General features: G+C 69.3%; 26 protein-coding genes and 3 pseudogenes. 17 read left to right on the top strand and 12 right to left on the bottom strand.

What is annotated here, in order from left to right; genetic code table 11:
- Nucleotides 1-310 precede the first annotated feature (310 nt).
- Nucleotides 311-598, top strand: coding sequence for a hypothetical protein (locus tag AB0H83_RS41440; protein WP_360105743.1), 288 nt, complete (start codon nt 311-313; stop codon nt 596-598).
- 149 nt (nt 599-747) lie between these two features.
- Nucleotides 748-1,593, top strand: a pseudogene (locus tag AB0H83_RS41435) (transposase); the annotation flags it as partial.
- A 9-nt stretch (nt 1,594-1,602) separates the two neighbouring features.
- On the opposite strand, the gene AB0H83_RS41430 reads toward AB0H83_RS41435, so the two are convergent.
- Entirely contained in the window at nt 1,603-2,250 is a 648-nt protein-coding gene (locus AB0H83_RS41430; RefSeq protein ID WP_360105726.1) for a transposase, read from the bottom strand.
- 167 nt (nt 2,251-2,417) lie between these two features.
- Here AB0H83_RS41430 and AB0H83_RS41425 point away from each other — a divergent pair, with 167 nt between their 5' ends.
- The 3 genes from AB0H83_RS41425 (at nt 2,418) to AB0H83_RS41415 (ending at nt 4,262) form a co-directional block, all read left to right on the top strand.
- Entirely contained in the window at nt 2,418-3,365 is a 948-nt protein-coding gene (locus AB0H83_RS41425; RefSeq protein ID WP_360105723.1) for an NAD(P)-dependent alcohol dehydrogenase, read from the top strand.
- Nucleotides 3,353-3,718, top strand: a complete 366-nt coding sequence (locus AB0H83_RS41420; RefSeq protein ID WP_360105720.1) for a PfkB family carbohydrate kinase — start codon at nt 3,353-3,355, stop codon at nt 3,716-3,718. Before AB0H83_RS41425 ends, AB0H83_RS41420 begins: the two co-directional genes overlap by 13 nt.
- Before the next feature lie 130 nt (nt 3,719-3,848).
- The gene (locus tag AB0H83_RS41415) at nt 3,849-4,262 is read left to right on the top strand and encodes a PfkB family carbohydrate kinase (protein WP_360105740.1); all 414 of its coding nucleotides are present in this window, start codon (nt 3,849-3,851) and stop codon (nt 4,260-4,262) included.
- Nucleotides 4,263-4,281: 19 nt separating this feature from the next.
- Here the strand turns inward: AB0H83_RS41415 and AB0H83_RS41410 are convergent.
- Together AB0H83_RS41410 and AB0H83_RS41405 are read right to left on the bottom strand one after the other, a co-directional pair.
- Nucleotides 4,282-4,446: pseudogene (locus AB0H83_RS41410) on the bottom strand (LuxR C-terminal-related transcriptional regulator); the annotation flags it as partial.
- Nucleotides 4,447-4,600: 154 nt separating this feature from the next.
- A complete protein-coding gene (locus AB0H83_RS41405; RefSeq protein ID WP_360105717.1) occupies nt 4,601-4,774 on the bottom strand; it encodes a hypothetical protein in 174 nt (57 codons plus the stop codon).
- A gap of 170 nt (nt 4,775-4,944) precedes the next feature.
- On the opposite strand from AB0H83_RS41405, the gene AB0H83_RS41400 reads away from it, so the two are divergent.
- The 3 genes from AB0H83_RS41400 to AB0H83_RS41390 all read left to right on the top strand — a co-directional run bounded on the left by AB0H83_RS41400 (nt 4,945) and on the right by AB0H83_RS41390 (nt 7,886).
- Complete coding sequence (locus tag AB0H83_RS41400; protein WP_360105714.1) at nt 4,945-6,459, top strand: glycosyl hydrolase family 18 protein; 1,515 nt, start codon at nt 4,945-4,947, stop codon at nt 6,457-6,459.
- Nucleotides 6,460-6,559: 100 nt separating this feature from the next.
- Complete coding sequence (locus AB0H83_RS41395) at nt 6,560-6,733, top strand: hypothetical protein (RefSeq protein ID WP_360105711.1); 174 nt, start codon at nt 6,560-6,562, stop codon at nt 6,731-6,733.
- A 748-nt stretch (nt 6,734-7,481) separates the two neighbouring features.
- Nucleotides 7,482-7,886 carry an integrase core domain-containing protein gene (locus AB0H83_RS41390; RefSeq protein ID WP_360105708.1) on the top strand — a complete coding sequence of 135 codons (405 nt, stop codon included), beginning with the start codon at nt 7,482-7,484 and terminating at the stop codon, nt 7,884-7,886.
- On the opposite strand, the gene AB0H83_RS41385 is transcribed toward AB0H83_RS41390, so the two are convergent.
- Nucleotides 7,776-8,942 (bottom strand): hypothetical protein, encoded by a 1,167-nt coding sequence (locus AB0H83_RS41385; RefSeq protein ID WP_360105706.1) that lies wholly within the window; start codon nt 8,940-8,942, stop codon nt 7,776-7,778. The genes AB0H83_RS41390 and AB0H83_RS41385 overlap by 111 nt on opposite strands.
- 159 nt (nt 8,943-9,101) lie before the next feature.
- Nucleotides 9,102-9,302 carry a ClpX C4-type zinc finger protein gene (locus AB0H83_RS41380; protein WP_360105703.1) on the bottom strand — a complete coding sequence of 67 codons (201 nt, stop codon included), beginning with the start codon at nt 9,300-9,302 and terminating at the stop codon, nt 9,102-9,104.
- Nucleotides 9,303-9,438: 136 nt separating this feature from the next.
- Here AB0H83_RS41380 and AB0H83_RS41375 point away from each other — a divergent pair, with 136 nt between their 5' ends.
- A complete protein-coding gene (locus tag AB0H83_RS41375; protein ID WP_360105737.1) occupies nt 9,439-9,789 on the top strand; it encodes a helix-turn-helix transcriptional regulator in 351 nt (116 codons plus the stop codon).
- Nucleotides 9,786-10,853 carry a hypothetical protein gene (locus AB0H83_RS41370; protein WP_360105700.1) on the top strand — a complete coding sequence of 356 codons (1,068 nt, stop codon included), beginning with the start codon at nt 9,786-9,788 and terminating at the stop codon, nt 10,851-10,853. Before AB0H83_RS41375 ends, AB0H83_RS41370 begins: the two co-directional genes overlap by 4 nt.
- Before the next feature lie 149 nt (nt 10,854-11,002).
- On the opposite strand, the gene AB0H83_RS41365 is transcribed toward AB0H83_RS41370, so the two are convergent.
- Nucleotides 11,003-11,419 (bottom strand): hypothetical protein, encoded by a 417-nt coding sequence (locus AB0H83_RS41365; RefSeq protein ID WP_360105697.1) that lies wholly within the window; start codon nt 11,417-11,419, stop codon nt 11,003-11,005.
- Nucleotides 11,420-11,874: 455 nt separating this feature from the next.
- Here AB0H83_RS41365 and AB0H83_RS41360 point away from each other — a divergent pair, with 455 nt between their 5' ends.
- Nucleotides 11,875-13,365, top strand: coding sequence for a GNAT family N-acetyltransferase (locus AB0H83_RS41360; RefSeq protein WP_360105694.1), 1,491 nt, complete (start codon nt 11,875-11,877; stop codon nt 13,363-13,365).
- A 449-nt stretch (nt 13,366-13,814) separates the two neighbouring features.
- On the opposite strand, the gene AB0H83_RS41355 is transcribed toward AB0H83_RS41360, so the two are convergent.
- Nucleotides 13,815-15,176, bottom strand: a complete 1,362-nt coding sequence (locus AB0H83_RS41355) for a hypothetical protein (RefSeq protein ID WP_360105691.1) — start codon at nt 15,174-15,176, stop codon at nt 13,815-13,817.
- A 1,411-nt stretch (nt 15,177-16,587) separates the two neighbouring features.
- On the opposite strand from AB0H83_RS41355, the gene AB0H83_RS41350 reads away from it, so the two are divergent.
- Nucleotides 16,588-17,187: a hypothetical protein gene (locus AB0H83_RS41350; protein WP_360105688.1), complete on the top strand. Its 600-nt coding sequence runs from the start codon at nt 16,588-16,590 to the stop codon at nt 17,185-17,187.
- Between the two features lie 35 nt (nt 17,188-17,222).
- Nucleotides 17,223-17,393, top strand: a complete 171-nt coding sequence (locus AB0H83_RS41345) for a hypothetical protein (protein WP_360105685.1) — start codon at nt 17,223-17,225, stop codon at nt 17,391-17,393.
- Nucleotides 17,394-17,551: 158 nt separating this feature from the next.
- Here AB0H83_RS41345 and AB0H83_RS41340 read toward each other — a convergent pair whose 3' ends face one another.
- On the bottom strand, nt 17,552-18,466 hold the full coding sequence (locus AB0H83_RS41340; RefSeq protein ID WP_360105682.1) for a hypothetical protein: 915 nt from the start codon (nt 18,464-18,466) through the stop codon (nt 17,552-17,554).
- Nucleotides 18,467-18,498: 32 nt separating this feature from the next.
- Between AB0H83_RS41340 and AB0H83_RS41335 the strand changes: the two genes are divergently transcribed.
- The gene (locus AB0H83_RS41335) at nt 18,499-20,205 is read left to right on the top strand and encodes a helix-turn-helix domain-containing protein (RefSeq protein WP_360105679.1); all 1,707 of its coding nucleotides are present in this window, start codon (nt 18,499-18,501) and stop codon (nt 20,203-20,205) included.
- Between the two features lie 72 nt (nt 20,206-20,277).
- Here AB0H83_RS41335 and AB0H83_RS41330 read toward each other — a convergent pair whose 3' ends face one another.
- Nucleotides 20,278-21,138: a hypothetical protein gene (locus tag AB0H83_RS41330; RefSeq protein ID WP_360105677.1), complete on the bottom strand. Its 861-nt coding sequence runs from the start codon at nt 21,136-21,138 to the stop codon at nt 20,278-20,280.
- 260 nt (nt 21,139-21,398) lie between these two features.
- Between AB0H83_RS41330 and AB0H83_RS41325 the strand changes: the two genes are divergently transcribed.
- Nucleotides 21,399-21,971, top strand: a complete 573-nt coding sequence (locus AB0H83_RS41325) for a CHAP domain-containing protein (protein WP_360105674.1) — start codon at nt 21,399-21,401, stop codon at nt 21,969-21,971.
- Nucleotides 21,972-22,391: 420 nt separating this feature from the next.
- Here AB0H83_RS41325 and AB0H83_RS41320 read toward each other — a convergent pair.
- Nucleotides 22,392-22,896: pseudogene (locus AB0H83_RS41320) on the bottom strand (replication-relaxation family protein).
- Nucleotides 22,893-23,249, bottom strand: a complete 357-nt coding sequence (locus tag AB0H83_RS41315) for a replication-relaxation family protein (protein ID WP_360105671.1) — start codon at nt 23,247-23,249, stop codon at nt 22,893-22,895. The pseudogene AB0H83_RS41320 and the gene AB0H83_RS41315 overlap by 4 nt, the downstream one beginning before the upstream one ends.
- Before the next feature lie 832 nt (nt 23,250-24,081).
- Between AB0H83_RS41315 and AB0H83_RS41310 the strand changes: the two genes are divergently transcribed.
- The gene (locus AB0H83_RS41310; RefSeq protein ID WP_360105668.1) at nt 24,082-24,393 is read left to right on the top strand and encodes a hypothetical protein; all 312 of its coding nucleotides are present in this window, start codon (nt 24,082-24,084) and stop codon (nt 24,391-24,393) included.
- Between the two features lie 283 nt (nt 24,394-24,676).
- Here the strand turns inward: AB0H83_RS41310 and AB0H83_RS41305 are convergent, their stop codons facing one another.
- Nucleotides 24,677-25,045, bottom strand: a complete 369-nt coding sequence (locus AB0H83_RS41305) for a glyoxalase (protein ID WP_360105665.1) — start codon at nt 25,043-25,045, stop codon at nt 24,677-24,679.
- A 210-nt stretch (nt 25,046-25,255) separates the two neighbouring features.
- Here AB0H83_RS41305 and AB0H83_RS41300 point away from each other — a divergent pair, with 210 nt between their 5' ends.
- Nucleotides 25,256-25,618, top strand: coding sequence for a hypothetical protein (locus AB0H83_RS41300; RefSeq protein ID WP_360105662.1), 363 nt, complete (start codon nt 25,256-25,258; stop codon nt 25,616-25,618).
- Nucleotides 25,619-25,654: the final 36 nt, after the last annotated feature.

Raw genomic sequence — 25,654 nt, 5'->3', positions numbered from 1 at the left:
ACAACCAAGGACACCACCAAGTAGAACTACACCCGAGGCCCACCACCTGGGGAATTACCTGAGCGCAGCCCCGGGGAATTTCGTGAGCGACGACATCGTTGTCGAGGAAACCGTCGCATACGGCGAGATGACGCAGTAATCCGGGTCAGCCACCGTGTGCCGTTGCGACACGCTTGTGCCGCAGACGACGCGGCCCGGTAAACATTCACGCCTTGCTTTCGGTTGCCTGCTGATGTGATCTTGTGGGTCGACACGCCGGGTTGAGCTGGCGGTGTTTGCCGTCCGGCGTTGGTCGTGATCGTGTGCGTGGGTGCTTGATCCGGAGGCGTTGTCGCGGGATGAGCTGATCACGGTGGTGCGTGACCAGGCCGCGCAGCTGGCCGATCAGGCGGTCGAGTTGGAGCGGCTGCGTGCGGAGTTGGAGCAGATCAGACGGTTGCTCTCTCGCAACAGTGGGAACTCCTCGATGCCGCCTCGATGGATGATCTTCCCGGTCGGACGGGTAAGCGCAAGCCGACCGGCGGCGGGCAGCCCGGCGCACCGAAACGCGGGCGGGGGAAACAGCCCGGCGCGCCGGGCTCGCATCTGCCCTGGCTGAACGAGACCGACGTGCGGATCGTCGACCGGCGCCCGCAGGGGCCGTGCGGGTGCGGGCAGGATCTGGCCGGCGCCGCCGATGAGGGCGTGGAACGGGCCTGCCAGATCACCGACGTGCCCCTGGTCACCGCGTCCACAGTGGAGTACCGGATGCGCCGGGTGCGGTGCGGGTGCGGCCGGGCGCACGTCGCGTCCCCTCCACCGCAGGCGGGCGTGACCAACACCAGGGTGTACGGGGCGAACCTCCGCGCGTTGGTGGTCTACCTGCTCATCGTGCAGCACGTGCCGGTACACCGGTGCGTGCAACTGATCGCCGACCTGGCCGGTGCCGGTGTCTCGGCCGGGTTCGTCCACAAGACCCTCGCTGCCGCCGCGGCGGCGGTGGCCGAGGTCGTCGCGCTCATCAAGACGTTGATCACCCTCGCCGTCGTCGTCCACTTCGACGAGACCACCCTACGGGCGGGCAAGGCCGGCGTCACCCGATACGTGTGGTCCGCCTCCACCAACCTGTAGACCCTGTTCACCCTCGGACGGCGCAGCGGGCAACAGTTCCGGACCAACGGGATCGGCCCGGCGTTCGCCGGGGTGGCCGTCCACGACCGGTACGCCGTCTACGACCAGGCCGGCAACTTCGCCGCCGGTGTCCGACATCAACTCTGCTGCTCACACCTACTCCGTGATCTCGCCGACGCCGCCGAAACCCATCCCGGCCAGGTCTGGCCGACCCAGTGCGCACAGGCACTGCGGGGACTCATCCACGCCGCGAACCTCGCCCGCGCCGCCGGCCAGCCCGCGACCGACCCCGCCACCCGCGACGAGTTGATCCGCGAGTTCCGTCACGGTGTCCTCGTCGGCCGCAAAGACATACCCCGCGTCGGCGGACCCCGCGACAAACAGCCGCCGGCCCGGAACCTCCTCGAAGACCTCGACAGCCGCCACGACGACGTACTGCGGTTCTGCTACGACACCACGATCCCGCCGACGAACAACCTCGCCGAGCGTGACCTACGGCCCACCAAAACCCGGCAGAAAATCTCCGGCCGACTCACCAGCCACGACACCACCACCGACCGGCTGACCATCGTTGAGCCCGTCCATCACCCGATCGGTGATCGCGGTGATCCGGTCCTTGGACACCTCCGCCCCGTACACCTCGGCCAGATGCGCGCAGATCTCCCCATGCGTGAGGCCCTTGGCCGACAGCGACACCACCAGGTCCTCGACCCCGCCCAGGCGGCGGGACCGCTTCGGCACGATCGTCGGCGCGAAGCTGCCGTCACGGTCCCGCGGCACGCTGATATCCACCGGCCCGACCTCGGTCAACAGCGTCTTCGCCCGCCGCCCGTTGCGGGAATTGCCGCCGTTACGCCCGGCCCGGTCGTGCTTGTCATAGCCGAGATGGGCGTCCATCTCCGCTTCCAGGGCCGCCTCCAAGAACCGCTTCGTCAGCTGCTGCAGCACCCCGCCCCGGCCCAGCAACTGCACCCCCTGCGCCCGCGCCTGCGCCGCCAGCCGGGCCACCAACACCGGGTCCAGGGCCTCAGCGATCGCCTCGGCCGTCGCAGCCTGCCCGTCCACCGGCCCAGCCGGCACCGGCATCGTCGCCGACAACGCATCCACAACCGCGTCAGCGGTCTTGATCTCGGTAGTCACAGATCCCATAACGATGTCCCTCTTGTCCGAGTTACACCGTTTTCACCACAGTCCCGAGGTTTTCCGAGCCCGCGGCGCGGGTCATGTCAAGTCCTGGAGAGTGCTGTATGAGCAACAAGGCGGCGGTTCTTTACGGAGTGGGAGACCTCCGTATCGAGGACGTACCGATGCCGGAGCCGGGGCCCACGCAGGTGGTCGTCCGGATCGAGGCGGTGGGGATCTGCGGGTCGGACGTGCACTACTACGAGACGGGCCGCATCGGCAAGTACGTGGTCGAAGCACCGATGGTCGTGGGGCACGAGTCGGCCGGGACGGTCGTGGCCGTGGGCACGTCGGTCTCGAAGGAGCGCATCGGCCAGCAGGTCGCCCTTGAGTCGGGCGTGCCCGACGGGACCTGCGAGCAGTGCCGGGCCGGCCGGTACAACCTCTGCCCCGACGTCACGTTCTTCGCCACGCCGCCGGTCGACGGCTCCATCGCCGAATTCGTCGCCATCGAGGAGAGCTTCGCCCACCCTGTTCCGGCCGGACTCACCGCCGAGCAGGCGGCCCTGGCCGAGCCCGTCTCCGTCGGCGTATGGGCCTGCCAGAAGGCGGCGGTGAAGCCGGGCGACCGGGTGCTCGTCACCGGAACGGGGCCGGTCGGCCTGCTCTCGGCGCAGGTGGCCCGGGCCTTCGGCGCGACCCGGGTGACCCTGACCGACGTGAACGCTCGCCGGCTCGACGTGGCCCGGGGCCTGGGCTTCGAGGCGCTGCCGGCCGGCGCCGAGCAAGGCCGGGGGTTCGACGTGCTCATCGAGTGCTCCGGCTCGCCATCGGCCACGGCGGCGGCGATTGAGTCCCTTGCCCCCGCGGCACGAGTCGTGCTGGTCGGTATGGGATCGGGCGAACTGGTGCTTCCTCTGCAGGCGGTCCAGAACAACGAACTCACGATCACCGGCATCTTCCGCTACGCCAACACCTACCCGCTGGCGCTGCAACTGCTGGCATCCGGGGCGGTACGCAGCGACGTGATCATCACCCACCGGTTCGACCTCGTCGACACCGAGCGGGCTCTCCGACTCGCCCACAGCGATCCCGAGTCCCTCAAGGCGATCGTGACGCCATGCCCGGCGTGACGAGCGTCCTGGTCCTCGGCGAGGCGCTGCTCGACGTCATCGACGGGCGTCGCCTTCCCGGCGGATCCCCGATGAACGTCTCCGTCGGCCTGGCCAGGCTCGGCGTACCCACGGTCTTCCACACCACGATCGGGCACGACGACGGCGGGGAGATCCTGGCACGGCACCTGCTCGCCAGTGGCGTGACGCTGACGCCCGGGTCGTGGGGCTCCGGCCCGACCTTTGTGGCCGAGGTGAGGCTCGACGATGCCGGTACGGTGGCCACCGTTTCGACATCGCCTGGGAGCCGGAATCCATCGAGCTCACGCCGGGGGCGTACCGGGCGGTGCAGGTCGGATCGATCAGCGCGATGATGCGGCCCGGCACCGCGGTGGTCGACGCGGTTCTCGACGCGAGCAGGCCGTCGTCGCTGCTGTTCTATGACGTGAACGCGCGGCCCTCGATCATGGGTAGCCCGGACGCGGTACGGCATCGGCCGAGGCGATCATCGCGGGCATCGATGTTGTCAAGGCCAGCGAGGAGGACGTGGCCTGGCTCTATCCCGATCTCTCGGTCGCCCAGGTCATTGAGCGCTGGCTCGCGCTCGGGGCGAGGCTGGCGGTGCTCACCCTTGGAGCGAAGGGCGCCACGGCCGCGACTGCCGCGACGGCCGTCAACGTCGACGCCCCGAGCGTCGTGGTCCGGGACACGGTCGGAGCTGGGGATTCGTTCATGTCCGGCCTCATCGCCGCGCTCGACCGGCGGGAGCTGCTGACCGTGTCGGGCCGTACTCGCCTTCCCCACCTGGACGAGGAGACACTGCACGCGATTGTGGCCTTCGGCGTGCAGTGTTCGGCGGTGACGGTGACCAGGGAGGGCGCGGACCCGCCGCGGTGGGACGAGTTCGGCCCGGCCTGACCCGCTCCGGCGGACCGAGTCAGGGAGCAGACGTACCCGGGCGGATGAGGCCACTCTCGTGGGCGAACGCGACGGCCTGGACTCGGTCGCGTAGGTCGAGCTTCAGCAGCATTCGGGAGACGTACGTCTTGACCGTCGCCTCGCCGAGGTAGAGGTCGGCGGCGATCTCCGCGTTGGATCGGCCCCGGGGCTGGTGGTCCAGCAGCATCCGCAGGCCGGCGCGTTCGGAGGCGCTTTCGGACTGGGCCTCGGCATTCTCGGCGCGCTGCAACAACCCCGATCCAGGAACCCCGCCGCCGGTCGAGGTGACGCAGCGGACACGGGCGTCTTCGCCCTCATCAGCCGCAACCGCCGAGCTCGACTGCGAGACCCTGGTGATCCCCCGACCAGGGGCAATTGCTGCTGGTGCTGACCCGGCGCGGGGCACCGACACGGCCGAGAAGCTGGCCCTGCTGTCCGTGGTGGGCCTGCAGCAGCTCGCCGGACGCGTCGAACTTCTTGTGGTCGCGCATTGACACTGGATCGCTGCCTTTCCTATCGTCTCAGCACCTGTTCCTGCAACCGGCGTTCCCGACCATTGCGGCCCTTTCCCGACCGTCGATTCCTTCCGACCGGGGCCGCGGCGTTCGCGCCGACCCCACTCTGCCCGTGGTGCCGGTCCGACATACCCGAAGGAGCACGCATGTTCCCCTCAGCATCCGGGGCCGCCCGTCCCGGCCGCCACCGGGCGCGACGGTCGGTCCTCGCCGCCGGCGCCGTCGCAGTGGCCACGGCCGCCGTGGGCACCGCGATCGCCCTGGTGAGCCAGCCCGCCGACGCCGCCAGCCTGCCCAAGGGTTTCAAGAGCGTCGGCTACATGCCGTCGTGGGCCGGCAGCGCCGATGCCATTCAGTACGGCAAGCTCACCCACATCAACTACGCGTTCGTGCTGCCCAACGCGGACGGCTCGCTGCAGGACCTGGAGGACCCGGCGAAGCTGCGGTCGATCGTCTCGCAGGGCCACGCGGTCGGGGTCAAGGTCTCGATCGCGGTCGGCGGCTGGAACGACGGCGACGACTCCGCGTTCGAGGCTCTCGCCGGCAACGCCACGACGCGGACCGCGTTCGTCAACAACGTCGTCAACCTGGTCGGCCAGTACAAGCTCGACGGCGTCGACATCGACTGGGAGTACCCCGACCCGGGCAACTCCGCCAACAACTACGCGGCGCTGATGTCGCAGCTGAGCACCGCCATGCACAGCCGCGACAAGCTGCTCACCGCCGCCGTGGTCTCCGAGGGCGGTATCGCGGACGGCGTGCCGACGTCGGTGTTCGGCTCCGTCGACTGGCTCAACATCATGGCGTACGACGGCGGCAGCCCGCACGCCAACTACGACTGGTCGATCGCGGCGGTGAACTTCTGGAAGGGCCGCGGACTGCCCACCGCCAAGGCGGTCCTGGGCGTGCCGTTCTACTCGCGGCCCGGCTACTACACGTACGCCGACCTGGTCTCCCGGGACCCGGCGAACGCCAACCGCGACTGCGTCACGATCAACGGCACCCAGGAGTGCTACAACGGCCTGCCGACGATCCGGCGCAAGACCCAGTGGGCCATGGCGAACGCCGGCGGCATCATGAACTGGGAGCTGTCGCAGGACGCCGCCGGCGCCAACTCGCTGGTCAGCGCCATCTACACGACGGCCACCGGCGGCACCACACCAAAGGCCACGCAAGCGGCCACGCCAAAAACCACGCAAGCGGCCACACCAAAGGCCACGCAAGCGGCCACGCCAAAAACCACGCAACCGGCCACGCCAAAGGCCACGCAACCGGTGGGCCGCATCGGCCGGATCACCGGCTTCGCCGGCCAGTGCGTCGACGTGGCCGCCTCGTCCACCGCCAACGGCACGGCGATCCAGTTGTACCCCTGCAACGGCAGCGACGCCCAGAACTGGACCGTCGCCGCCGACGGTACCTTGCGGGCGTTCGGTAAATGTATGGATGTGGCCGGCTCCGGCACCGCCAACGGCGCAAAGGTCCAGCTGTGGGACTGCAACGGCACCGGCACGCAGGTGTGGCAGTCGCAGCGCAACGGCATCCTGCGCAACCCGGCGTCGAACAAGTGCCTCGACTTCACCGACAACGAGTTGGCCGATGGCACCGAGCTGCAGATCTGGGACTGCTTCGCCGGCGTGTACCAGCGCTGGACGCTGCCCTAGACGCCATTGGTTGGGGTGCGATCGAGGCGGCGGCCCCGTCAAGGGGGCCCGCCTCGATCGCCGCGTCGCTACGCCAGGCGTACGGGCAGGGCGTAGCGCCGTGGATGAGCACGCCGGGCCGCCACACCACCTCCTCGGCCGGCACGTCGAGCCACATGCCGGGAAACGCGGCCGGGTCGACGTCCAGCAAGCCGAAGGTCTCAGCTTGCAGACCATCCTGATCGTCACCGAGATCGCGGGTGTGGGTGCCGAAAACCCCATCCATGGGCTGTGACCTGCCGGTTCTCGGATACGGCTGAAGTCTGCGAGACGGGGTAAGCCAGAATGGTCCATCGTGCTGCTGCGACTGCCCTACCTGGCGCTCACGAGCGTGTTCACCCTCATACGGCTCATACCGATGACCGATTCGGACAAGAACGTCGAGATTCTGACGCTGCGCCACCAACTCGCCATCCTGCAGCGCCAGATCGGCAAGCCCCGCCTCACCCCGCCCGACCGGGCGTTCCTCGCCGCCCTCCTCCACCGGCTACCAAAGCCGAAGCTGCGTCAGCTGCACCTGATCGTCTCCCCCGACACCGTCCTACGCTGGCACCGCGACCTACTACGCCGCCACCACGCCAAACAATCCCGGCCGAAACAGCCAGGACGGCCACCCACCGTCCGCAGCATCCAACATCTCGTCCTGCGCCTGGCCCGCGAAAACCCGAACTGGGGGCTACCGGCGAGTCCACGGCGAACTGGCCGGCCTGGGCATCAAGGTCGCCGCCTCCACCGTTTGGGAAATCCTCCACCGCAACGGGATCGAACCCGCGCCTCAGCGCGACCACCAGACCTGGACTGCCTTCCTCCGCGGCCAAGCACAGGCAATCATCGCCGCCGACTTCTTCGAAACCCGAACACTGACCGGAGCACGGCTATACGTCTTCGCCGCCATCGAACACGCCACCCGCCGCGTCCGCGTCCTCGGCGCCACCGCCCACCCCACCGCAACCTGGACCACACAACTGGCCCGCAACCTGGTCATGGACCTCCACGACACCAGTACCACGGTGAAGTACCTGATCCGCGACCGCGACAGCAAGTACACAGCCGCTTTCGACGCGGTCCTCGAGGACGAAGGCATCGCGATCACGAAGACCGGTGTCCGCGTACCGCGCATGAACGCGATCATGGAACGCTGGGTGCGCTCATGCAGAGCCGAACTCCTCGACCGGACCCTGATCGTAAACCGAGCTCACCTGCTACACGCGCTCCACGAGTACGAGACGTTCTACAACCAACACCGGACCCACCGCGCGCTGCACGCCGCAGCGCCCCTACGTCCGCTGCCCCAACCGATCACCGAACCGGACCAGCTCGACCACCTCGACATCCAACGACGCGATCGACTCGGCGGCATCCTCCACGAGTACGAACACGCCGCCTGAGCTGCATGGACGAGGTTTTCGGCACGTACAGCGCTGGTCGGCGTCCTCGCCGAGGACGGCAGCGCACTCCCGGCACAGGGCCATGCCGAAACGCCAGTCCACCCCGGCGGCGGAGCCCAGCACGCGTTCGGCGATCTGGGCCAGGTCCGTGTAGCTGTAGCCTTCGATGCGCCACTGCCGCACCATCCCGGCGATGTCCTCGGTGACCTCGACGCCCCAGTCGGCGGCCGCGGGAACGGGCGAGAAGACCGGCCGCAGTGCGTCGGCGACGGCCCTGGCGGCCTGCCGGGTGAAGTCGCGCGGCGACTCGGTGGCCTGGGCCAGGAGGCCGCCGTGGGCGAGGCCGATGACCCGGTGGAAGGCGCCGGTGGCCCGCAGCGCGTCGGCGCCGCCCAGCCGCTCGGCCAGTTCCGGCGGGATGACCGTGACCCAGTCGTAGCCGCGCAACGCGACCCGGGCCGGTTCCGTCGCCTTGCTCGGGTCACGGTTGAGCGCGCCGTTGAGCCCGGGCCGGTATGGATCGAGCCGAGCCGGCTCGGCGGTGAAGGAGACCTGGCCGTAGGCGAGGTCTGCGGCGTCGGCGACCACCCGGACCAGCTCGACGGCGGCGGCCGAGACGCCCTCCTCCCGCGACGGCGGGAAACTGACCCCGGTCCGCAGCATGAGCCGCCGCGAACCGTCGACCCGGGAGGCGAATGTGGACACCTGATATGGGATGTACGGCTCTTCACTGTCGAAGTACCAGTTGCCCTGCAGCTGGTAGAGCTGCTCGTTGAGCCCCTGGTCCCATCGGGTGAACCGGGCCCGGGCGACCCGGTCCTCGGCGATGGAGACCCACTGCATGGCCGAGACCCTCGTGCGCGGCGCAGCCCAGCCCTCGGGCACGGCGGCCGAGAGCAGCGCGCTGCCGGCGGTGCCGTACCACAGGCGCAGGACGTCGCGCACCGACTCGATCGATTCGACCTCGTCGAGGTACAGCAGGGTCGAGACGCTGTCCGGCTCCTCCGCCTCCCCGGTTACCCAGGCGGGGATGCGAGCCTCGTCGTCCGCGCTCATGCGCTACCTCCTCGACGCGACAGTGCCCCAGACGGGACGGCGAGCACTGGCGAGTGCAGTCAGCCCTACAGACGACGACGATCGCATTGCGGCTACTTGTGCGGAAACCGGATTGAGCGCGCATATCAAACATGAGCGGATGGCGCGACATCGAACTTTCTAGCTCTTTAACGGCCAGCGCTGAGACCAGCCGCCGTGCGGTGGTGTCAGCCCGACCTCCTCATCGAAGATCTCAGCGCACTTCGCGACGCACACCTGGCAGATGATCGGCCCGGCCTCGGTGGAAACGACCCTGACATGCTGGTTGTGGCGGCCGCACAGAGAACAGGTGACGTCGCTGAACTGGGACGGATCATCCACCCGACGAGAGTATCGGCTCCGCGCAGCGAGCACTGTCCGCGGCAGATGCGTGTACCAAGATCGCGGATCGAGGATTGTTTGGTCGCAGGCGGTGGCGATGTTCCGTCATGCCTTCGCAGCCGATATATTGGTGCGCGTGGAAACCCCATTGCGTGAACCCACATTTCTGATCCTCATCGCCCTCGCCGGCGAGCCGATGCACGGTTACGGTCTGATCGCTGAGGTGGCCCGGCTGTCCGACGGCCGTGTCTCGCTGCGGCCCGGCACGCTGTACGGCGCGCTGGACCGGCTGGTCGACGCAGGCCTGGTGGGCGTCGACCACGAGGAGATCGTCGACGGCCGGCTACGCCGCTACTACCGGCTCACCGAGCCGGGCGGCGGACTGCTGGCCGGCGAGACCGAACGCATGCGCCGCAACGTCAAGGCGGCAACCACCCGGCTACGCGCCGCCAAGGTCGCGCCCCGCCCGAGCCGGAGATTCGCATGAGTCTGCCGCAAAGCCAGCCGGACCGCCCGGAAGGGCATCACCAAGGACGTCCTGCCATGACCGATCTCGAACGGCGCTATGCGCGCTGGACGGCGCTGTTCTATCCGGCCGACTATCAGCGGACGCGTGGCTCGGAGCTGGTGGACACCTACCTGTCCCTGGCCGCGCCCAACCGTAGGAGACCCTCGTCGGCTGACATCGCGGACCTCGCGGCCGGTGGGCTGCGCCAGCACCTACGGACCGCACTCGGCCTCGGCCCCGGCTTCCGGCTCGCCGGCCTGCTCGCACTGACGACCACGAGCGCGTTCGCGAGCGGGTGGGCGATCTTCGAGGCGCTGGCACCCATAGTGTTCCGGTCTAGGCATACCGGGCCTTTCATGTCCCTCGGGGTAGCGGCGTGGGCGGTCTGGTTGATGACGGCCGTCGTGTACGTCGTCGCTCCCGGCCGGTGGTTTCGTCGCCTGGCGGTCCTCGCCGTGCTGGTCACCGCCGGTGTCGTGCCGGCCGCGATGCTGACCGGAATACCCCGCCCACCGCTGAGCGTGCTGCTGCCCCAGCTCGTCCTCGGTGTCGTCGCGGTGGGCGCCGCCACACGGCACCGCCGGTGGGTTCGGCTGACGCCGCTCGCCGCCGCAGCATTGACCATGCCGGTCACCGTTGCCGCGGAAATGCGCCTGAACTTCTACGGCGACTACTATCTGCCCGCCACTACAGTATTGCCAGCCGCCGGGGCGACGCTGCTGATCGGCGTGACGCTGCTCGCGCTCGGCCTGGCCGCCCGGCACGACTACCGCGGTGTCTGGGCGCTGCTGATCCTGCTTACGCCGATCGGCATGCTCGCACTGAACCCGCTCGGTGCGATGCTCGAAGACACCGGCCCCGGCCGGCCCCAGGTCCCGATGTGGTCGTCCATGGCCGCCGCTGCGATACTGGTCGCCGTGGTGGGATCGGCGCTGCTGGTGCTGGCCCTCGCCGCAAGAGGTCGACGCTCGGCAGGTGGCCGGTCGCTGCCCGCCGAGGCGGTCCATTGCCCAACCTGCGGCGCCCCGTCAAATTCCACGTAGTCCACGACACCTGAACCGGACGGTGGTCGGAGGCCAATTGGCGCGACCTCGGACCACGCGCGACTCGCGGCAGATGAGTGCGGGCTTGCTTTCAGCGCTGTACCCGGGGGGAGCCTCAGGCCAGTGGGAACCTGCAGTCGAAGACCGCCTCACCTGTCGCGCAGCCGTTGCCAGATCGCGATGAACGGTCCAACCTCTTGGCGCCAGGCCGGAGTGATGAGGATGCGCGGCCGGTTGAGGCAGTAGGCGAACAGGTGCACCGGGAGCAGGGCGAGACCGGCAAAGAACAGGTACAGCCCGCTTCGGGCAACAACCTTGAACAACAGCGCGGGACCGATCAGCGTGTCCACGGCGGCGAAGAGCGCCATGAGGCCGGTACCGCCACAGACCATGGTGAACCACAGCGCGTAGGGCAGGTATGTCCTCGCTTCGGGCGGGATGTTGGGGATTATCGGCACTCGAGAGGCATCCCCTCGCCAGATTGCCGGGGCCGGAGACAACACCCGGTAGACCATCCAGCTCATCAACGTTGCATACCCGAAGCCGAACAGGACATGGCCCAACATCGCCGGACGATACCACCCAGGCCAATGTCCGTGCGGAGATGCGCGAAGGCAGACAAGCCGAGTCGCCACATCAGGTGCACGCACATCGGCACGAGCGTGCGCAGGCCGCGAACCAGCGATCAGAACGCAACAACAGAGCGTGACGGTCGGCGGCGAGTCTCAGTACTCGATCGGCGGCATGTGCGGAAACGTGATCAAGTCGCGTCATTCGAGCAATCGGCCAGCGGCGGATTCGGGCGCGGGCTGCGACCGGCCGTGATCATGGGGCCGGGATTGCGGCGCTCTTCCAGCACGCTCGGTCTGCGGCGTCGTCGCGCGTCCGCGCGTGCAGCGTTACAGTCGCGGACGCGGAAGATTCCGTTGTCACTTGGCATCGTCGATCTGCCTGGGCTCCGATCGCTGGCGCAAGGAGCGACGCAGGCGGCGCATCGGATCTGGCAGTGGGAGGATCTTGGATGGGCGGGCGGGCGGACGCCGAGCTGGCCGAGCTCGACCCCGACGAGTTGCGAGCCCAGCTCAGTGCTCGCCTGACGACGTTGCCGCCCGATGCGTATCTGCGGTGCGTTGCCGCCTTCGTGGCGGAGTATCAGCGGCTGTACCACGTCAGCGGGCTGTCCGAGGCGTTGAACCGCATCGTCGACGCCATCGTTGCGCTGGCGGCCCGAGCGGCGGCGGGAATACCGGTGCACGATGCGGCGAACGCCCTTGACCGCGAGTTCACGGAGCTGACGTACCCGGGCCTTGAGGACGACGACGCCATCCAACCCTACGACGGGCCGCTGCCCATGGGCGTGTACAAGGCGTGCGGTGCCGTCCTGTGGGAGCTCACGGACGAGGCCCACCGGTACGACTGCGCCGGGGACATCACGGATGGCGCGGCCGGCTACGAGGACCCGCACGATCGGCTGGCGGCCACCCGGCTGCTGCTGAGGTTCCTCGACCGGGCGGACCGCGAAGCCGCCGGCGAGGCGTCCGCCGGTGCGGGCGACATCGGGGAGGAGCGGACCACCGCGTATAGGTCCATGGACGAGCATCGCGGCGCGTTTGGAGCGCTCAGGAGCATGGTCACGGGTCCGTTGACCGTGCGCCGGGCCAGAACCGACGACCTTCACGTTGTGCTCGAGCTGCTGGACAGGACCGCCGCGTGGCAGCACAGCCAGGGCATCCCCGAGTGGCTGACATGGCCGGACCGGCACGACACGGTCGCTGCGTCGATCGGCCGCGGTGAGGTGTGGCTGCTCAGTACCGCAACCGGAGACGTCGCCGCCACCGCCACGCTCAGCACCGCTGATCCGGGTCCCGGGCTCTGGGACGAAAGCGACCGCCGGGTCGCGGCAACCCACCTGTCCCGGCTCGCGGTCCGGCCCGACTTCCTCGGCCAGGGCGTCGGCGCCCAGCTGCTGGACTGGGCCCGCGCCCGGGCGTACCGCGACGGCAGCTTCTTCCTGCGCATCGCTGCCTGGCCGCACCTTCCGAACCTGCATGCCTACCTGCGGCGGCAGGGCTTCCGCGAGCTGTGGACGGTGGCCGGTCCGCCCACCACCTCGCGGACCCTGTTCGTCCGCCACGCAGCGCCGGACGGCACCGTCGTCCGCATCATCAAGGACCCCACTCCGACCCTGCTGGCCACGCAACGGGTCGAGTTCGAGCCAGGCGACGCACGGCCAGCCCAAGGCCCGGAGCCCGATCACGCCCATGTTGCCCGGCAACTCCTGAGTGAACACGGGACACCGATCCGGATTGTCCCGGGTTACCGGTACCGGCTGCGAGACACCGACGACGGTTGGCGGATCGAGGCAGCGAAGTACGTCGGCTGGCAGCCCGGCAACCGCATCGCCACGGCGGACGGGCTGGCGATCGATCACGATCGCGACTACGTCCTCACCCACCACGAGGGCAGTCCCTGCGGCGTCGAGATCGTCTCCGTCCAGCAGAACAGCACGTAGAGCTATCCATCACACCCCCAGACGGCAGGATCACGTGCGCTGTCATCGGCGAAGCAGGACGGCTGCGCCACCGTCGGATAGCTTCGCAAGGTGAGAGACGGCTGACGGTCTCCGCGCCGTGACAACGGCATGAGCGGAAATCCGGCCGCTCGGTCATGGCGCCCTGTCGGCCTTCGCCGCGTCCGCGCTGCGATGTCGTCGCGCCCCCTTCGCCGCCCGGCTCGCCAACCGGCGACGGGCTGACCATCGAGCGGCTGTTCGCGGTGCCCAGCGACCCGCCACCTGGTGTTGACCGTGCGCGCGGTACCGGGCAAGCACGCGCCGACCGACCGGCTCGTGATGCTCGGCGACAATCTTGTGTGAGGCATGGACTTTGACAGCCGCGGCTTCCCAGCCGACTGCGGCTTCTCGACGTCCAGGATGCGGGCGCCACCAACGACGGCGGCTGGTCAGAACGGCGGCTCGTCGACCCCATCGCCGAATGGCGGCGGTGCCACGGGTCGTGGTTCATAGCGTTGCAGCACCGCGATGGCGTCGGCGACTCGGCCGAGGTCCAGCAGATAGGTCGACAGGTCGTACCCGTGGCCGCGCTCGTCTTGGGCGAGCAGTTCGACGGCCTCCTCCGTGCGCCCCGCGTCGGCCAGCAGCGCGGCGAGCGTCAACAACCCATACCAGCTGTCGCCCTCCGGGTGCGACCGTGCCAGCTCGACCGCCTCTTCCAGCCGGCCGAGCGCCGCGAGCAGCGGCAGCCGCAGCCTGAAGAACTCCCAGTCCTCCTCGCCGCGGTCGGCCTTGAGCTCGTCGAGGAAGGTCAGGCCGTCGGCGGCGCGTCCCTGCTCGGCATACTGCGTGCACAGCAGGTCGGCGAGGCAGTCGTCGTGTCCGGTGCCGCTCAGGACCAGCGAGCGCAGCACCTCGACCGCCTCGTCGCTGCGGCCGTGCCGCGTCAGCAGCTCCGCCAACGGCACCGCCCGGCACACCCACGGCACGACGGCGTCGTCGAGCTGCCGATAGACCTCGACCGCGCCGGCGACGTCGCCGCCCTCCTCCAGCAGCTCCGCGAGGCGCTTGGCGGCGTGCCCGTGGTAATCCGCCGCCGCATAGGCCCGCAGCTCCTCGACCCGGTCGTGCCGGGCGAGCAGGTCGGCGAGCTGATCGCGGCCGTTGACCGAGGTGCCGTAGCGGGTGTGCAGCAGGGCGATCGCCTCGTCGATGCGGCCCTGCCGCTCGCGGATGTCGGCGAGCAGGCCGACGGCGTTGAACGGCTCGACTTGGCGCGAGTTGCACGTCGGGTGCTCGCAGACACGCACGGCCGCGTCGACGCGGGCCTGCAGAAGCGCGACAGCCTCCTCGTCGCGACCGCAAACCTCGGCCACGTCGACGAGGGCGGCCGCGAGCCACCAGTCCTCAACGTGCGGGCGGAGCAGCTCGAACGCCTCCCCGGCGCGCCCGTGGCGGGCCAGCAGCCGACCGAGGAACTCCAGCGCGGACCGGTTACCAGCCGCCACATGGGAACGCACCAGCGCGATCGCCTCCTCGCCCTGCCCCCACCGCTCCAGCAGCCGCGCCAGGGCCTCCGCCGCCTCCCACCAGCCCGTAGCGACGAACGGGGCGAGCACCGCTCGGGCCCGCTGCGGTGCAGCGTCTTCAGCGACCGCCAGAGCGCAGAACCACTCGCCGCGGGCAGCCTGCCGCTCGACCTCACCGGCGTGACCGAGCTCGAGCAGCCGGATGACCGCATACGGCGGGATGCAGCCGGTCAGCATCCGGGTACGGTAGCCGAGATCCTCGGCGTCCAAGGCTTCTAACACGCCAGGGAACCTACCCGCCAGGTACGACACTTTCCTCGAACCGCCGCTCCAGCGGCATCCGGAACCGCGGGTGACCCGGACCGGGCCGGCCCGTTCGCCGAGCCGCGCAGCGACCGTGTCGATCGCCGCTCGTACAACTGACGCGACGGAAGACAGCAGCTCCACCACGACGCGACCTGAGGAGTCCTGCGCCCAGCCGCCGACGATGCGGCCGTCGGACAGACGGTGGCCCGGGCGTCGCCGGTCCGGTCGAACAGCTGCGCCGTGTGCGGGCCGAGATACCAAACGCCGCCCGGCCCAGCGTCACGGTCGGGCAGCAGCGCCACCCACGGGCCCGGCTTCGGCACAGGCGCAGCGTCGCCAGCCAGGACAAAGCCGGTCGAGCTGCCGTCGAGATTGACGGTGTCGAGGGCGGCGAGCGCGGCGCGGGTCAGGCGTTATCGTCCAGCCAGCCCACCAACTTGAGGTCGGCGAGCGTACGCCACGCACGCACACTCACATCAAGGACCGGCACACCGTACTGACGGACCGCTCCAGCAAGCCACGACACCAACAACAAGATCCCGTGCTCGCTCATCGGCAGATGAGTGCGTCGATCTTGGCTTGTGGCGAGGGCGCGATTGGCGGTCGAGGGTCTCGTGGCCCATGCCGCAGCGATCGCGTTGTGTTCCGGTGGTGATCGGATGTAGCGCAACCGTTCAGCACGCCGGGCACCGTTCCGGCACGCGCGCCCGTCGACCGCCCATTGGCGGCGGGCGTTGGAAGGTGGGATCGCGTGGACCTGCGGATACGCGCCGCACACTTCCAGTACAGGGCCTTGCGAAACGGTACGATTCGTGAGAGTGTAATCGTGGGAGAGGATGCACCACGACCTTCTGACTACGGATCAGAAGGTTAGGGGTTCGAGTCCCTTCGGGCGCGCAAGATCAAGAGGCGGTTGACCTGCGGAAACGTAGATCAACCGCCTCTCTTCGTTTGTCCACTGTGGACCTGATGTGTTCCGAATGTGATCGGCTGTTTCGGAAGGGTCCAGACCGGCCCGTGCCGATGGGCGCCGGTCCGTGCCGACTGGTCTGGATCTTGGGTGGTGACGCCAGCGGTCGAACGCTCTCCAGCAGGGTTGTCCGGGCTTCTGACCTCGGCCGGATTTTTTGCCTTGACGAGAAGATCGTCTCCCACCCCAGGGCCTCGGTGATCTTGCCAATTTTGGGCGGCTGAACGTCGCCACGCTGTGGATCGCGTTCCTGGTCCTGTTCGACGACGCCTGGAGCGACCTGCTGGACCTGGTCGGCGACTGGCGGGCCCGGGTACTCGACCAGCACCGCACGATCGGGGAGGTGCTCGACGGGGCCACGGATGAGCACGTGATCCTCGATCGGCACAGCGAGAACGAGGACGGCGACGAGGAGTGGTGGGAGGAGGAGGCCGCCCTCGCGTCGATCGTTCCGTCCGGGCGGAACTGGCCGCCGGCGACAACCGGCTGCTCCACCTTGCGTGGCTGTTGTGCGTGCAGGGCGAGGAGCTGGACGAGGACGCGTTGGAGCCGCCGGTGCCGCCGGGCCTGGCCGAGTTGTCCGGGCCGCTGCGAAGCCTCGCCGAATTCCTGCGGCTGGACCAGGCTCTGCTCGACATCGCGGCCGAGGCCAGCGCGCCGCTCGCCATGAAGGCGCCTTCCGCGACAGCGTTGACCGAGTGGGTGAAGCAGCTCCCAGCGGTGGACAAGGACGACGTCATCGTGCGGTTGTTGCGTGGCGACGGCACGCACCTGCGCGCCGAGTTGCTGCGACGGTACGACGGCGGCACAGCACCGGAGGCGTGGCCGGCGGACGGAAGGTGGGCCAACTGCTGGCCGGCGCCGAGGTGCGCCGGGCTCGCCGGCAACGCCTGGCCGAGGAGCGTGCAGCCGCCGAACAGGCTCGCCAGCAGGCCGAGGCCAGGGCCGCCCGCGAACGACGTCTCAACGAACCGGCCGCCGACTCGGAGCGGGCGTGGCAGCGGGTGGCAGACCTGATCGCGACCAAGAAGCCCGCGGCGTACGACGCGGCGGTGGCACTGCTGGACGACCTGAAGGCGCTCAGCGAGCGAGACGGCGAGCGCGAGGCGTTCGGCAATCGGATCGACCAGCTGCGCCTGGAACACGCCCGCAAGCCGAGCTTCCTTGACCGGCTCGATCGGGCCGGCTTCATCGCGGGCGCCGCCGACACGTTGCCGATGTGAATCCTTCGCCGTGCCTGCATGCGATGCGGCCATCGAGTGGCGTTGTCGCGCCGGTCCTCGACGTGAAGCCGGCGGACCTGCCGACCCCGGTCTTCGTCGGCGACCCTGGAAGGGCAACGCGCCACGCTGAGCGCATCCTGCCTGCGTGAGTGACGTGGTCATCGGACACAGCGGTCCGTCGGTGCCTTGGTCGCCGGGCCGCTCGGCTCCACCTGACCCGGGTTGGTGTCACCGCGCTTCGGGTCGACACTGACGATCGGCGGCACCGGGTCGGTGTCGAGACAGTCGTCGATGGATTCGCCACCTTCGCCGTCTCCCTCGCCACCTTCGCCGTCTCCCTCGCCACCTTCGCCGTCCTTGCCGTCTCCGCCGCCGCAGCCGCCGCTGTCGTCGCCGTTGTTGTCGTTGCTGTCGGTGTCGCGGTCGTCCTTGTTGCCGTCGTTGCGGTCGCTCTCGTCCGTCCCGTCGCTGCTGTCGTCATTCCCGTCGCCGCGCTCGTCAGCGTCCGCGTCGGTGTCCGTGTCACCGCCGTCCTCGGAGGCTTTGTTGTCGTCCTCGGCGGCGTCGTCGTCCTCGGTCGCGCCATCCTCTTCTTTGGTGTCGTCCTTCGACTCGTCGTCGTCCTTCGACCCGTCGTCACCCCCGGTCGTGTCAGCGTCGCCGTCGTCGGTCGGACATTCGTCGGCCGGCGTGTCCTTGCTGTTCTCGGCGTCGTCGGAGAGCTTCGCGGTCGCGGTGCCCTTCGGGCTGCCGGCCGGAATCGTGACGATCACCTCCTTGCCCTTCCGGTCGGGGGCCGGCGTCGTCCTCGAGGCGATGCCGGTGCCCGCACCGATGGTGAGGCCGACGGTGATCATGACGGCGGCGAAGAACAGTGTCGCCACGTCGCGGAAGCGTTTCATCAGGGTTTGCCTTTCTCCGGTCGGCTTCGGCGACCAGCCAATCGAGCCGCCGACGTCCGTGCCAGGCATTCGGCGGTCCGGGTCAGGTCGGGTCGCGTCGCCGTGGTGTCCCGGTCGGTTCACGCGAGGTGGCGAGAAGTCGAGCGATCGGCTTAAATCGACCGGCGACACCTAGGGTGCTGCGGCGCGGGGGAGGAACGTCGATGGCAAACGAGCTGTCCACCGGTGGTGGCGTGCCGGATCCGCAGGTGGCCGCCTCGGCGGCCGAATTCGTGGCGCAGATGCGCGCGCTGCGGCAGTGGTCCGGACTGACCATCCGGCAGGTGGCGCGCAAGGCCCAGGAGGCCGGCGACGTGCTGCCGCACAGCACACTCGCGGCCGCGCTCAGCCGGCCGACCCTGCCGCGGGAGGAGTTGGTCGAGGCGTTCGTCCGTGCCTGTGGCAGCGACCGGGACACCGTGGACAGCTGGATCGCGGTCCGCAAGCGGCTCGCCGTGGCCGCGGCCGGTGCACCCGAGCCCGTCGCCGCCGGCGTCGCGGCGAAAGCCGGTGCCGGAGCGCTCGCCGACGAGCCACGCGTGCGGCCGCCCTGGGGCCTGCTCGACGAGGTGCGGCCCCTTCCGCCCGAGCTGTCCCGGCTCCCCGGATGGGACACCGACGACGCCGAACGCCCGCGGGACACCGATGGACACCTGGACGCTCACCCGAGCGGTGCTCCGGCGACGGCCGACGAGGAGCCCGCCGAGCGGGCCGACGGGGAGACGGCCGCTGACGCGACCGGGAGTGCGGTGCCGGTCGCGGGTGCCGACCCGGCCGCGGGCGTCGGGGCCGCCGAACCCACCGAGTGGGACGTGCTCACCACGGACGCCGACCAGGTCGGCGCCGCCGAGCCGGTGGAGAGTGCTGCGCCGGTCGGGACGAGCACGCCGACGGTGACGGTCGGGCCGGTCGATGACGGTGTTCCGACCGCGGACCGTCCGGTCCGCGTCCCCACTTACGCCGAGGGAACGCTGGCCACGGCCGTGAAGAGCCGGCGCAACGAGGCCTGGTCGGGACTGCATCGGAAACGAGCGCCCGAGACCGACAGCACCGACGGGACACCATCCGGGCCGCTGCGGCCACGGGACTTCGTGCCACCGCTGGTCTTCCGGGCCGGTTGGTCCGCACGGGTGCTGCTCGGCGTGCTCGTCGTGCTGCTGGTCCTGGTGGCCGTGGGCGTCTCCGTCCGGACCTTCCGCGATCCCGGCTCCGACGCCGGTCCGGCGGGCGCGACGGCCGAGCCTGCCCCGGACGTCGAGGAGTCGGACGTGCCGGCGACCGAGGACACCGGCAGCGCATCTTCGGAGCCGGTGCAGCCAAACAGCCCCGCGCCGGCGACCCGCAGCGCCGCGCCGAACTCCCCGAAGCCGACCACGACACCGGCCGCCGCCGCACTGCCCGGGCCGGGGCGATACCGGATGATGCCGGCCGCCACCGCCGGCAGCTCGTACTGTGTGGGCGCCGGCACGCAGCCGGGCAACGGCCGGCCGGACGTCGCGGTTCTGACGCCCTGCGCCGGGGTGACACCGGCCACCAGCGAGCTGCGGAAGGTCGGCACGAACACGTATCAGATTTTCTGGCCCAACCCGGGCGGTGGCGGGGGCTGCCTCCAGGTCGACCCGGACACGAACGGCCAGCCGTCGACCGCCGACGGGCAGCTGGTCGCGCCGCGCTCGTACTGCGACCGGCCGGACCAGCGGTTCGTTTTCGAGCCGGTGCAGAGCGGCGCGGATCAGGGTTACCGGCTGCACGCCGCGACGGCGCCGCGGATGTGCATCGGCCCGATCGGCGGCGGCCGGAGCGCCGGCACGGTCATCGCCCAGTTGTCCTGCTCCGGCGACGACGCGCAGGTGTTCCTCTTCAAGCCGTGACGGCCGGATCCCGTCGGCCGTGACGCGAAAGGGCCCCGTGTCGCCACGGGGCCCTTTCACGTTCCTCGACTTCTACCACTTGCTCCAGGCGTGCAGCGCGTTGCTGGCCGCCCGGATCGGCGCGGCGCCGCTGTTCGTCTCGCGCCAGCGCCGATCCGCGGCGTTCCAATACTTCTGCTTGTACGAGCCGCGCACGGTGTCGGTGATGTTGCCGTGGCTGATATCGGCACCGTCGCGGTAGATCACGCGGTGGCCGCCGGAGATGTTGGTCGCCGAGTCGGCGGACACGACCTGGTCGTCGTCCGAGCCGATCATGGTCCAGTCGGTGCCCTGCTTCGACTGCGGGTTGGCCTTCAACGTGCGCAGGAAGGTCGAGCCGCCCGCCATGTCGTTGCACTGGACGGTGCGGCACAGCCGGGTGAACCCGGCCGAGCCCTGGTGCGGCGTGGACAGCGTCACCACGTCCTCGACGTACAGGTAGGGCGGAAAGCCGCGCTCGCGTGCGGCCGTGCCGGCGAGTGCGGCCCGGATGATCAGGCCGCCCATCGAGTGGGCGAGGACGTCGACCGACTTCCCGCGCTTGGAGTAGCGGTGGTAGATCTCGTTGGCGAGCTTCTTGCCGAGCTCCTTGAGGCCGACGCTCTGGTCGCCGCGGTTGATGGCGATCCCGCAGTTGGTGTCCCCGGCGTAGAAGCCGACGGTGTGCTGCGGCCCGGTCCAGCCCCAGGCGCGCATCTCCCGCATTGCGGCGCCCCAGTAGTTGTTGCAGTTGACGCTGCTGTTGATCTGCCAGCCGTGGACGAAGTAGACCGGCTCGTTGCTGCTGTCGGCGCGCCTCGGCGTCGCCGCGGCCTGGCTGATCCCGGCCAGGCCGACAATGGCGGCGATGACCACGCCGAGCGCGATGCACAATGTTGCCAGGTTGCGTTTCACGAATTGCCCCTCGAATGTCTGCCGGAAATGATTCGCCACGTGGTGGGAAAGGTATTTCACGGCCGAACGACGGCTGGGAAGGGCTGATCGGTACGGGACCGTACGGGACGCATATTTGCAGCTCAGATGCGGTGTCCGAGGCTGTTCGGGACGCGTTTACACATTGTTTTGCACCGCTCGGTCACATTGGCTGTGAGTGCGGCGAATCCCGGGACGCCGCACACATTCGAGGACAGTCAGTCGATACGGAGAATGCGTTGATGAACGGCATCTTGAAGAAGAAGGTGGCGCCGCTGCTGGTGGCCTTCGCGGCGATCGCGGCCCTGTTGTTCGGCGGCGTGGCCGTGGCCAACGCGGCCACGGCGAATCCCGACACCAAGGCGAAGGCCTGCCAGAACGACCGGTCACTGGACCGGCGCGAGAAGGTGGTCTGCATCGCCAAGTCGCAGCTCGGCGTGCGTGAGCGCAACACCAAGACGCGCAAGGCGAACAACTGCCAGAAGTACTTCCGCGACCTCGGCTCGGGATTGAACTGTGACGACGACGTGAACGGTCAGTGGTGCGCTGCCTTCACGCGCTGGGTGTGGACGAAGGCGGGTGTGCCCAACACGCCGAAGTCCTTCGCGGTGCAGGGCTGGGTGCAGGCCCTCACCAAGGTGAGCACGCCCAAGCCGGGTGACGTCGCGGTCGCCAGGAGCGGCCAGCACATCGAGATCGTCGTGAAGGTGAGCGGAACGAAGGTCTACACGATCGACGGCAACGGCGGTAACAACAGCGTGGCCAGCGGCGATCACCGCAAGGGCAACATGACGTACTACCGCATGGGTTCCTGACCGCACGGCGTGAGCCGGGGGTCACCACGCTTCCGAGTTCGCGCGCTCAGCCAGGAAGGCTCCGGAGTAGGCTCCGGGGCCTTCCTGGCTGTTCTGGCTCTTCGCACTCGGCGGTCGGTCAGATGCCGTGCAGCGGGCGCATGCCTGGTGCCGGTCAGCGTGCCGGTTGCCTGCACCGCCGCCGGACACATCCTGTGAACTCGTCGGCAACGTGGACCGGGAAGGGCTGCGACACGTCAGCCGACGATCGTGTTGCTCATGATCGCGATCTGCAACGCCGCCGCCGCGCTACCGGTCCCGCTTGAGCCGATCCCGGCCGGGCTACGCACCGAGATCCTGCGCCGCACCGTCGACGACGCGCCCGGCGCGTGAGAAGCCGCGGTGCGGGATCTGAGCTACGAGGCGCAGGCGGTCGCCGGCTCACCCGAGGTCGGCTACCTCGGCGCCGTCGTGGACGAGAACGGCCAGGTCGACGAGGCGGACGGGCCCGCTGCGCCCGGCGGCCGACCACACGGGTCCGGCCGGCGACACGTCGAGCGCGGTCGCGAGGTCCCGGGCGCCGGTCACCGCCAGCGCGCCGAGCGGGGCGTCGGTGAGCAGTCGGCGCAGGTGGCGTTCGCGAGTGCTGCTGTGCAGCCAGAACAGCACCGGCCGGGCGCGGCCCAGTTGGTCGAACAGCTCGCCGTACCCGTGAAGCTTGTCGATCAGTTTGGTGAGTGGTTCGGTGCCGGTGTCGTGCTCGAGGAAGAACGACACCGCCGCCGTCGGGTCTGACGCGCGGCTGATAGGCACGCAGCAGCGCTGGGTCGCCGGGACGGGTGAAGGCGTGGACATGCCGGCAGGCGGCCTCGTGCCACCACTGTTCGAGCTGCGTGGATGGATCGCGGCGGGCATGGCCGGCGAGGTCGGTGAAGAACTGGTTCACGCCGAGCCGGTGCGGCAGCAGCAGGGGCCGGCCGTCCGCCGCCTTGCCTCGGCTCGAGCGCGGTCACGCCGCGGTGGCGGCACACCGCGGAAGGCAGCGACGACCTCGGCGCCGAGCTGCGCGATGACGTAGTGATACGGGAACGACCCGCCCTCGGGCCGGTGCGGATGAAACCGCATCACCAGCTTCATTTTGTACAGCGTGGCGAGCCGTCGCTGACAGAAGTCCAGTGACGGGAACAGTGCGTTGGCGAGTTGGAAGGTCGTGAAGACCCCGTGGTCGTACAGCCAGCCGAGCAGGAGACGGTCGCGGTCGGTCAGACGGACCTGGACACTCAGGACGGGGTCATCCATGGCGCCGCCCTCCCCACCGGAGACCCCAGACATGAGGGTCTGTCGCAGTCGATCGGCGTGGGGTGGACAGCGGCGGTGAGCTGGGGTGGGAGCGCGGTGGAGGGGTCAGTCCGGCGGTCAGGTTCAAGGCTGACCCTATGACTGAGGGCAAGTGGGACGGGGAGTGGACGTGGGCATGGTCGCGTTCCGTTCTGGTGGGGTGGTCGGCCGCGCATCTCCCTATCCGGCGTTGTGAGCGCTGGCGAACGCCCCCTCGCGCCCACAGCTACTCACGGGCGCTCACAGGCGGGGCCGGGTGCGTCGTGCGAGCGGCTGTGAGCGTGACGGTGTCCGTTGTAAGCGCAGCGCCGCTCTCGCTGTGAGCGTGATGCTGCAGCGCGGGCGGCGGCTGTGAGCGAGGCACGACGTTTGTGAGCGCCCTGTGAGCGAGGGGCCAGAGCGGCGGACGGTGCTTGTGAGTGACGCCGACATGTCCGCGGCGCCGCGGACCCTCGAGGCAAAAACATGGGATGTCTGCCGTGATCGGCGCGTCCTAATCTGCCAAGTAGCGAGTCGATCCACAGTGGATGGACGATCTACGCGATTCTGAAGTAAGGGTCACTCCGTTATGTGGCGCTGCTCAGCATCTGGATCTGCCTTTGCGACACAAAGTCAAACCTTGCGAGAGCTCTGTGAATACCCCTGCACGCGCGGGGGTGCTCCGGCGGCGGTGGCGTGCAGCGGCGACCGTGGCAGAGATTTTCAGGAGATCGCACCGGCCAGGATGCCCCGCGATGTGCCCGGTGAAGCTCGGTGCTCAACGCGGTAGTTGGCAGTCCTGCTCCACCAGGTTGTGCCAAAGCCCGACCAGCTCAACCTGATGGTCGCGTCGGTGGTCGTCGTCGCCGCGATGGCCACCTACGTGCTGCTGCACCACCACCGCGAACGGTTCAAGGCCGGTGACTGCGTCCAACTCGTGCACTTGGCGGTGGTCGGCTGCGATGACGGCGACGCCGACCACGTCGTCCTCGGCGTCGAGGACATCGAGGACGACAAGACGGGCCGAATCCCCCGCGGTGCGTGGCCGCAGACCGACACCGACCTGCGAATGGACGGGCCGGGCGGACGTCCGATACGCGTGTGCATGAAGAGGCTGCCGAGGTAGGACCTCAGACCGGCGGCCGGGGATCGCGTGGCGGTCCTCGTCGGGCTTCAGTTGACCGACGGGCGCCGCTGCACAGCTACCTGCGTCCGCTGTGTACGGTCCTGACGGCGCGTCTGCGGATGAGGTTCCGGTGATCAGGTTTCCGGACATGCCGCGTCTGGCGCGCGAAGGTCAGCTGGAGTTCGTCACAGCGGGTGACCGGCGCTTCCGCCATCGGTGGCCTGACATCCCGAGTTGAGGACGTTCGGCCAGTCCGCACGGCCATCGTCAAGCGGGACACCGGCTAGAGCGGCTGAAGGAATTCCAAGCGGTTGCCGTGGTCGTCGGCGGAGTAAAAGCGACGGTGGCCGGGGAAGTTCGGGTCCCACTGCACGGTGCGCCCTGAAGTCTGGAGTCGCTCGGCCAGGGCGTCCAGGTCATCCACCAATACACCCGGGTGTGCCTTGCGAGCGGGCACGAACTCCGCTTCGACGCCGAGATGGATTTCCCACCCACCCCCGCTGAACCAGCATCCGCCGCGAGCGGCCAACACGGACGGCTTGTCCAACTCCACCATCTGCAGGACGCCACCGTAGAACTGACGGGCGACATCCTCGCCGCCCGGCGGGATGGCCAACTGGACATGGTGGAGTCGCTGAAACGTGAAGGTCATGACGCAACGGTAATGCCTGCTCGTTCGGCGAACCTCGCACCGGGTTTGAGCCTCCCGACCCAGCGCACTCTTCGCTGGTCCGAGAGCTGGTCCGCGACCAGCACCCCGACCTCGCCGATCGCACATTCCTGACGGCGCTGCACCAACCCGCCCCGAGCGGCGCGCCTGCGGGCCGGAACCGCGGCGGGCCGCCGCCGGTAGCATCCGGGCATGCAACCGCGTCGGTACCGGATGCGCCAGCGGCAGCGCCGGGAGTCGGCACAGGCGTGGATCCGCTCCGGGTCGGCGGTCACGGTGCAGCACTACGCCAAGCGGTACGGCGTCGACAGGTACGCGGCCTATGACGATCTGACCGCGCTCGGGTTCGCGTTGCCTGACTCGGCGCGGCAGTGGGCGCAGCGCCCACCAGCGACCCCCTGCCGTACCGTCGAGCGAGCCACCCTCCCGGTCCACGACGAGTGGTGGATCATGTTGGACGGCAGGCCGTTCTTCGTCCTGACCCTTGACAGCGGGCTACACCTCCGGCGGCGCTCCCTACGGCACGTTCGCCGACGAGATGCCGCCATACGATGATCCGCTTTGAGGGCGCTTCGAGGCAAACATGGGATG

This window comes from Dactylosporangium sp. NPDC050688, from assembly GCF_040654515.1.
Classification (GTDB): Bacteria; Actinomycetota; Actinomycetes; order Mycobacteriales; family Micromonosporaceae; genus Dactylosporangium.
The sequence above is the reverse complement of the archived record's forward strand: the minus strand, read 5'-3'. Positions and strand labels throughout refer to the sequence as shown.

What these genes read in the sequence shown, in the direction of transcription:
- AB0H83_RS41425 (WP_360105723.1), top strand. Translation starts at nt 2,418, where the DNA reads ATGCCGGAGCCGGGGCCCACGCAGGTGGTCGTCCGGATCGAGGCGGTG.
- AB0H83_RS41420 (WP_360105720.1), top strand. Translation starts at nt 3,353, where the DNA reads ATGCCCGGCGTGACGAGCGTCCTGGTCCTCGGCGAGGCGCTGCTCGAC.
- AB0H83_RS41405 (WP_360105717.1), bottom strand. Translation starts at nt 4,774, where the DNA reads ATGCGCGACCACAAGAAGTTCGACGCGTCCGGCGAGCTGCTGCAGGCC.
- AB0H83_RS41400 (WP_360105714.1), top strand. Translation starts at nt 4,945, where the DNA reads ATGTTCCCCTCAGCATCCGGGGCCGCCCGTCCCGGCCGCCACCGGGCG.
- AB0H83_RS41390 (WP_360105708.1), top strand. Translation starts at nt 7,482, where the DNA reads ATGGACCTCCACGACACCAGTACCACGGTGAAGTACCTGATCCGCGAC.
- AB0H83_RS41385 (WP_360105706.1), bottom strand. Translation starts at nt 8,942, where the DNA reads ATGAGCGCGGACGACGAGGCTCGCATCCCCGCCTGGGTAACCGGGGAG.
- AB0H83_RS41370 (WP_360105700.1), top strand. Translation starts at nt 9,786, where the DNA reads ATGAGTCTGCCGCAAAGCCAGCCGGACCGCCCGGAAGGGCATCACCAA.
- AB0H83_RS41365 (WP_360105697.1), bottom strand. Translation starts at nt 11,419, where the DNA reads ATGTTGGGCCATGTCCTGTTCGGCTTCGGGTATGCAACGTTGATGAGC.
- AB0H83_RS41360 (WP_360105694.1), top strand. Translation starts at nt 11,875, where the DNA reads ATGGGCGGGCGGGCGGACGCCGAGCTGGCCGAGCTCGACCCCGACGAG.
- AB0H83_RS41335 (WP_360105679.1), top strand. Translation starts at nt 18,499, where the DNA reads ATGGCAAACGAGCTGTCCACCGGTGGTGGCGTGCCGGATCCGCAGGTG.
- AB0H83_RS41325 (WP_360105674.1), top strand. Translation starts at nt 21,399, where the DNA reads ATGAACGGCATCTTGAAGAAGAAGGTGGCGCCGCTGCTGGTGGCCTTC.
- AB0H83_RS41315 (WP_360105671.1), bottom strand. Translation starts at nt 23,249, where the DNA reads ATGGATGACCCCGTCCTGAGTGTCCAGGTCCGTCTGACCGACCGCGAC.
- AB0H83_RS41305 (WP_360105665.1), bottom strand. Translation starts at nt 25,045, where the DNA reads ATGACCTTCACGTTTCAGCGACTCCACCATGTCCAGTTGGCCATCCCG.
- AB0H83_RS41300 (WP_360105662.1), top strand. Translation starts at nt 25,256, where the DNA reads ATGCAACCGCGTCGGTACCGGATGCGCCAGCGGCAGCGCCGGGAGTCG.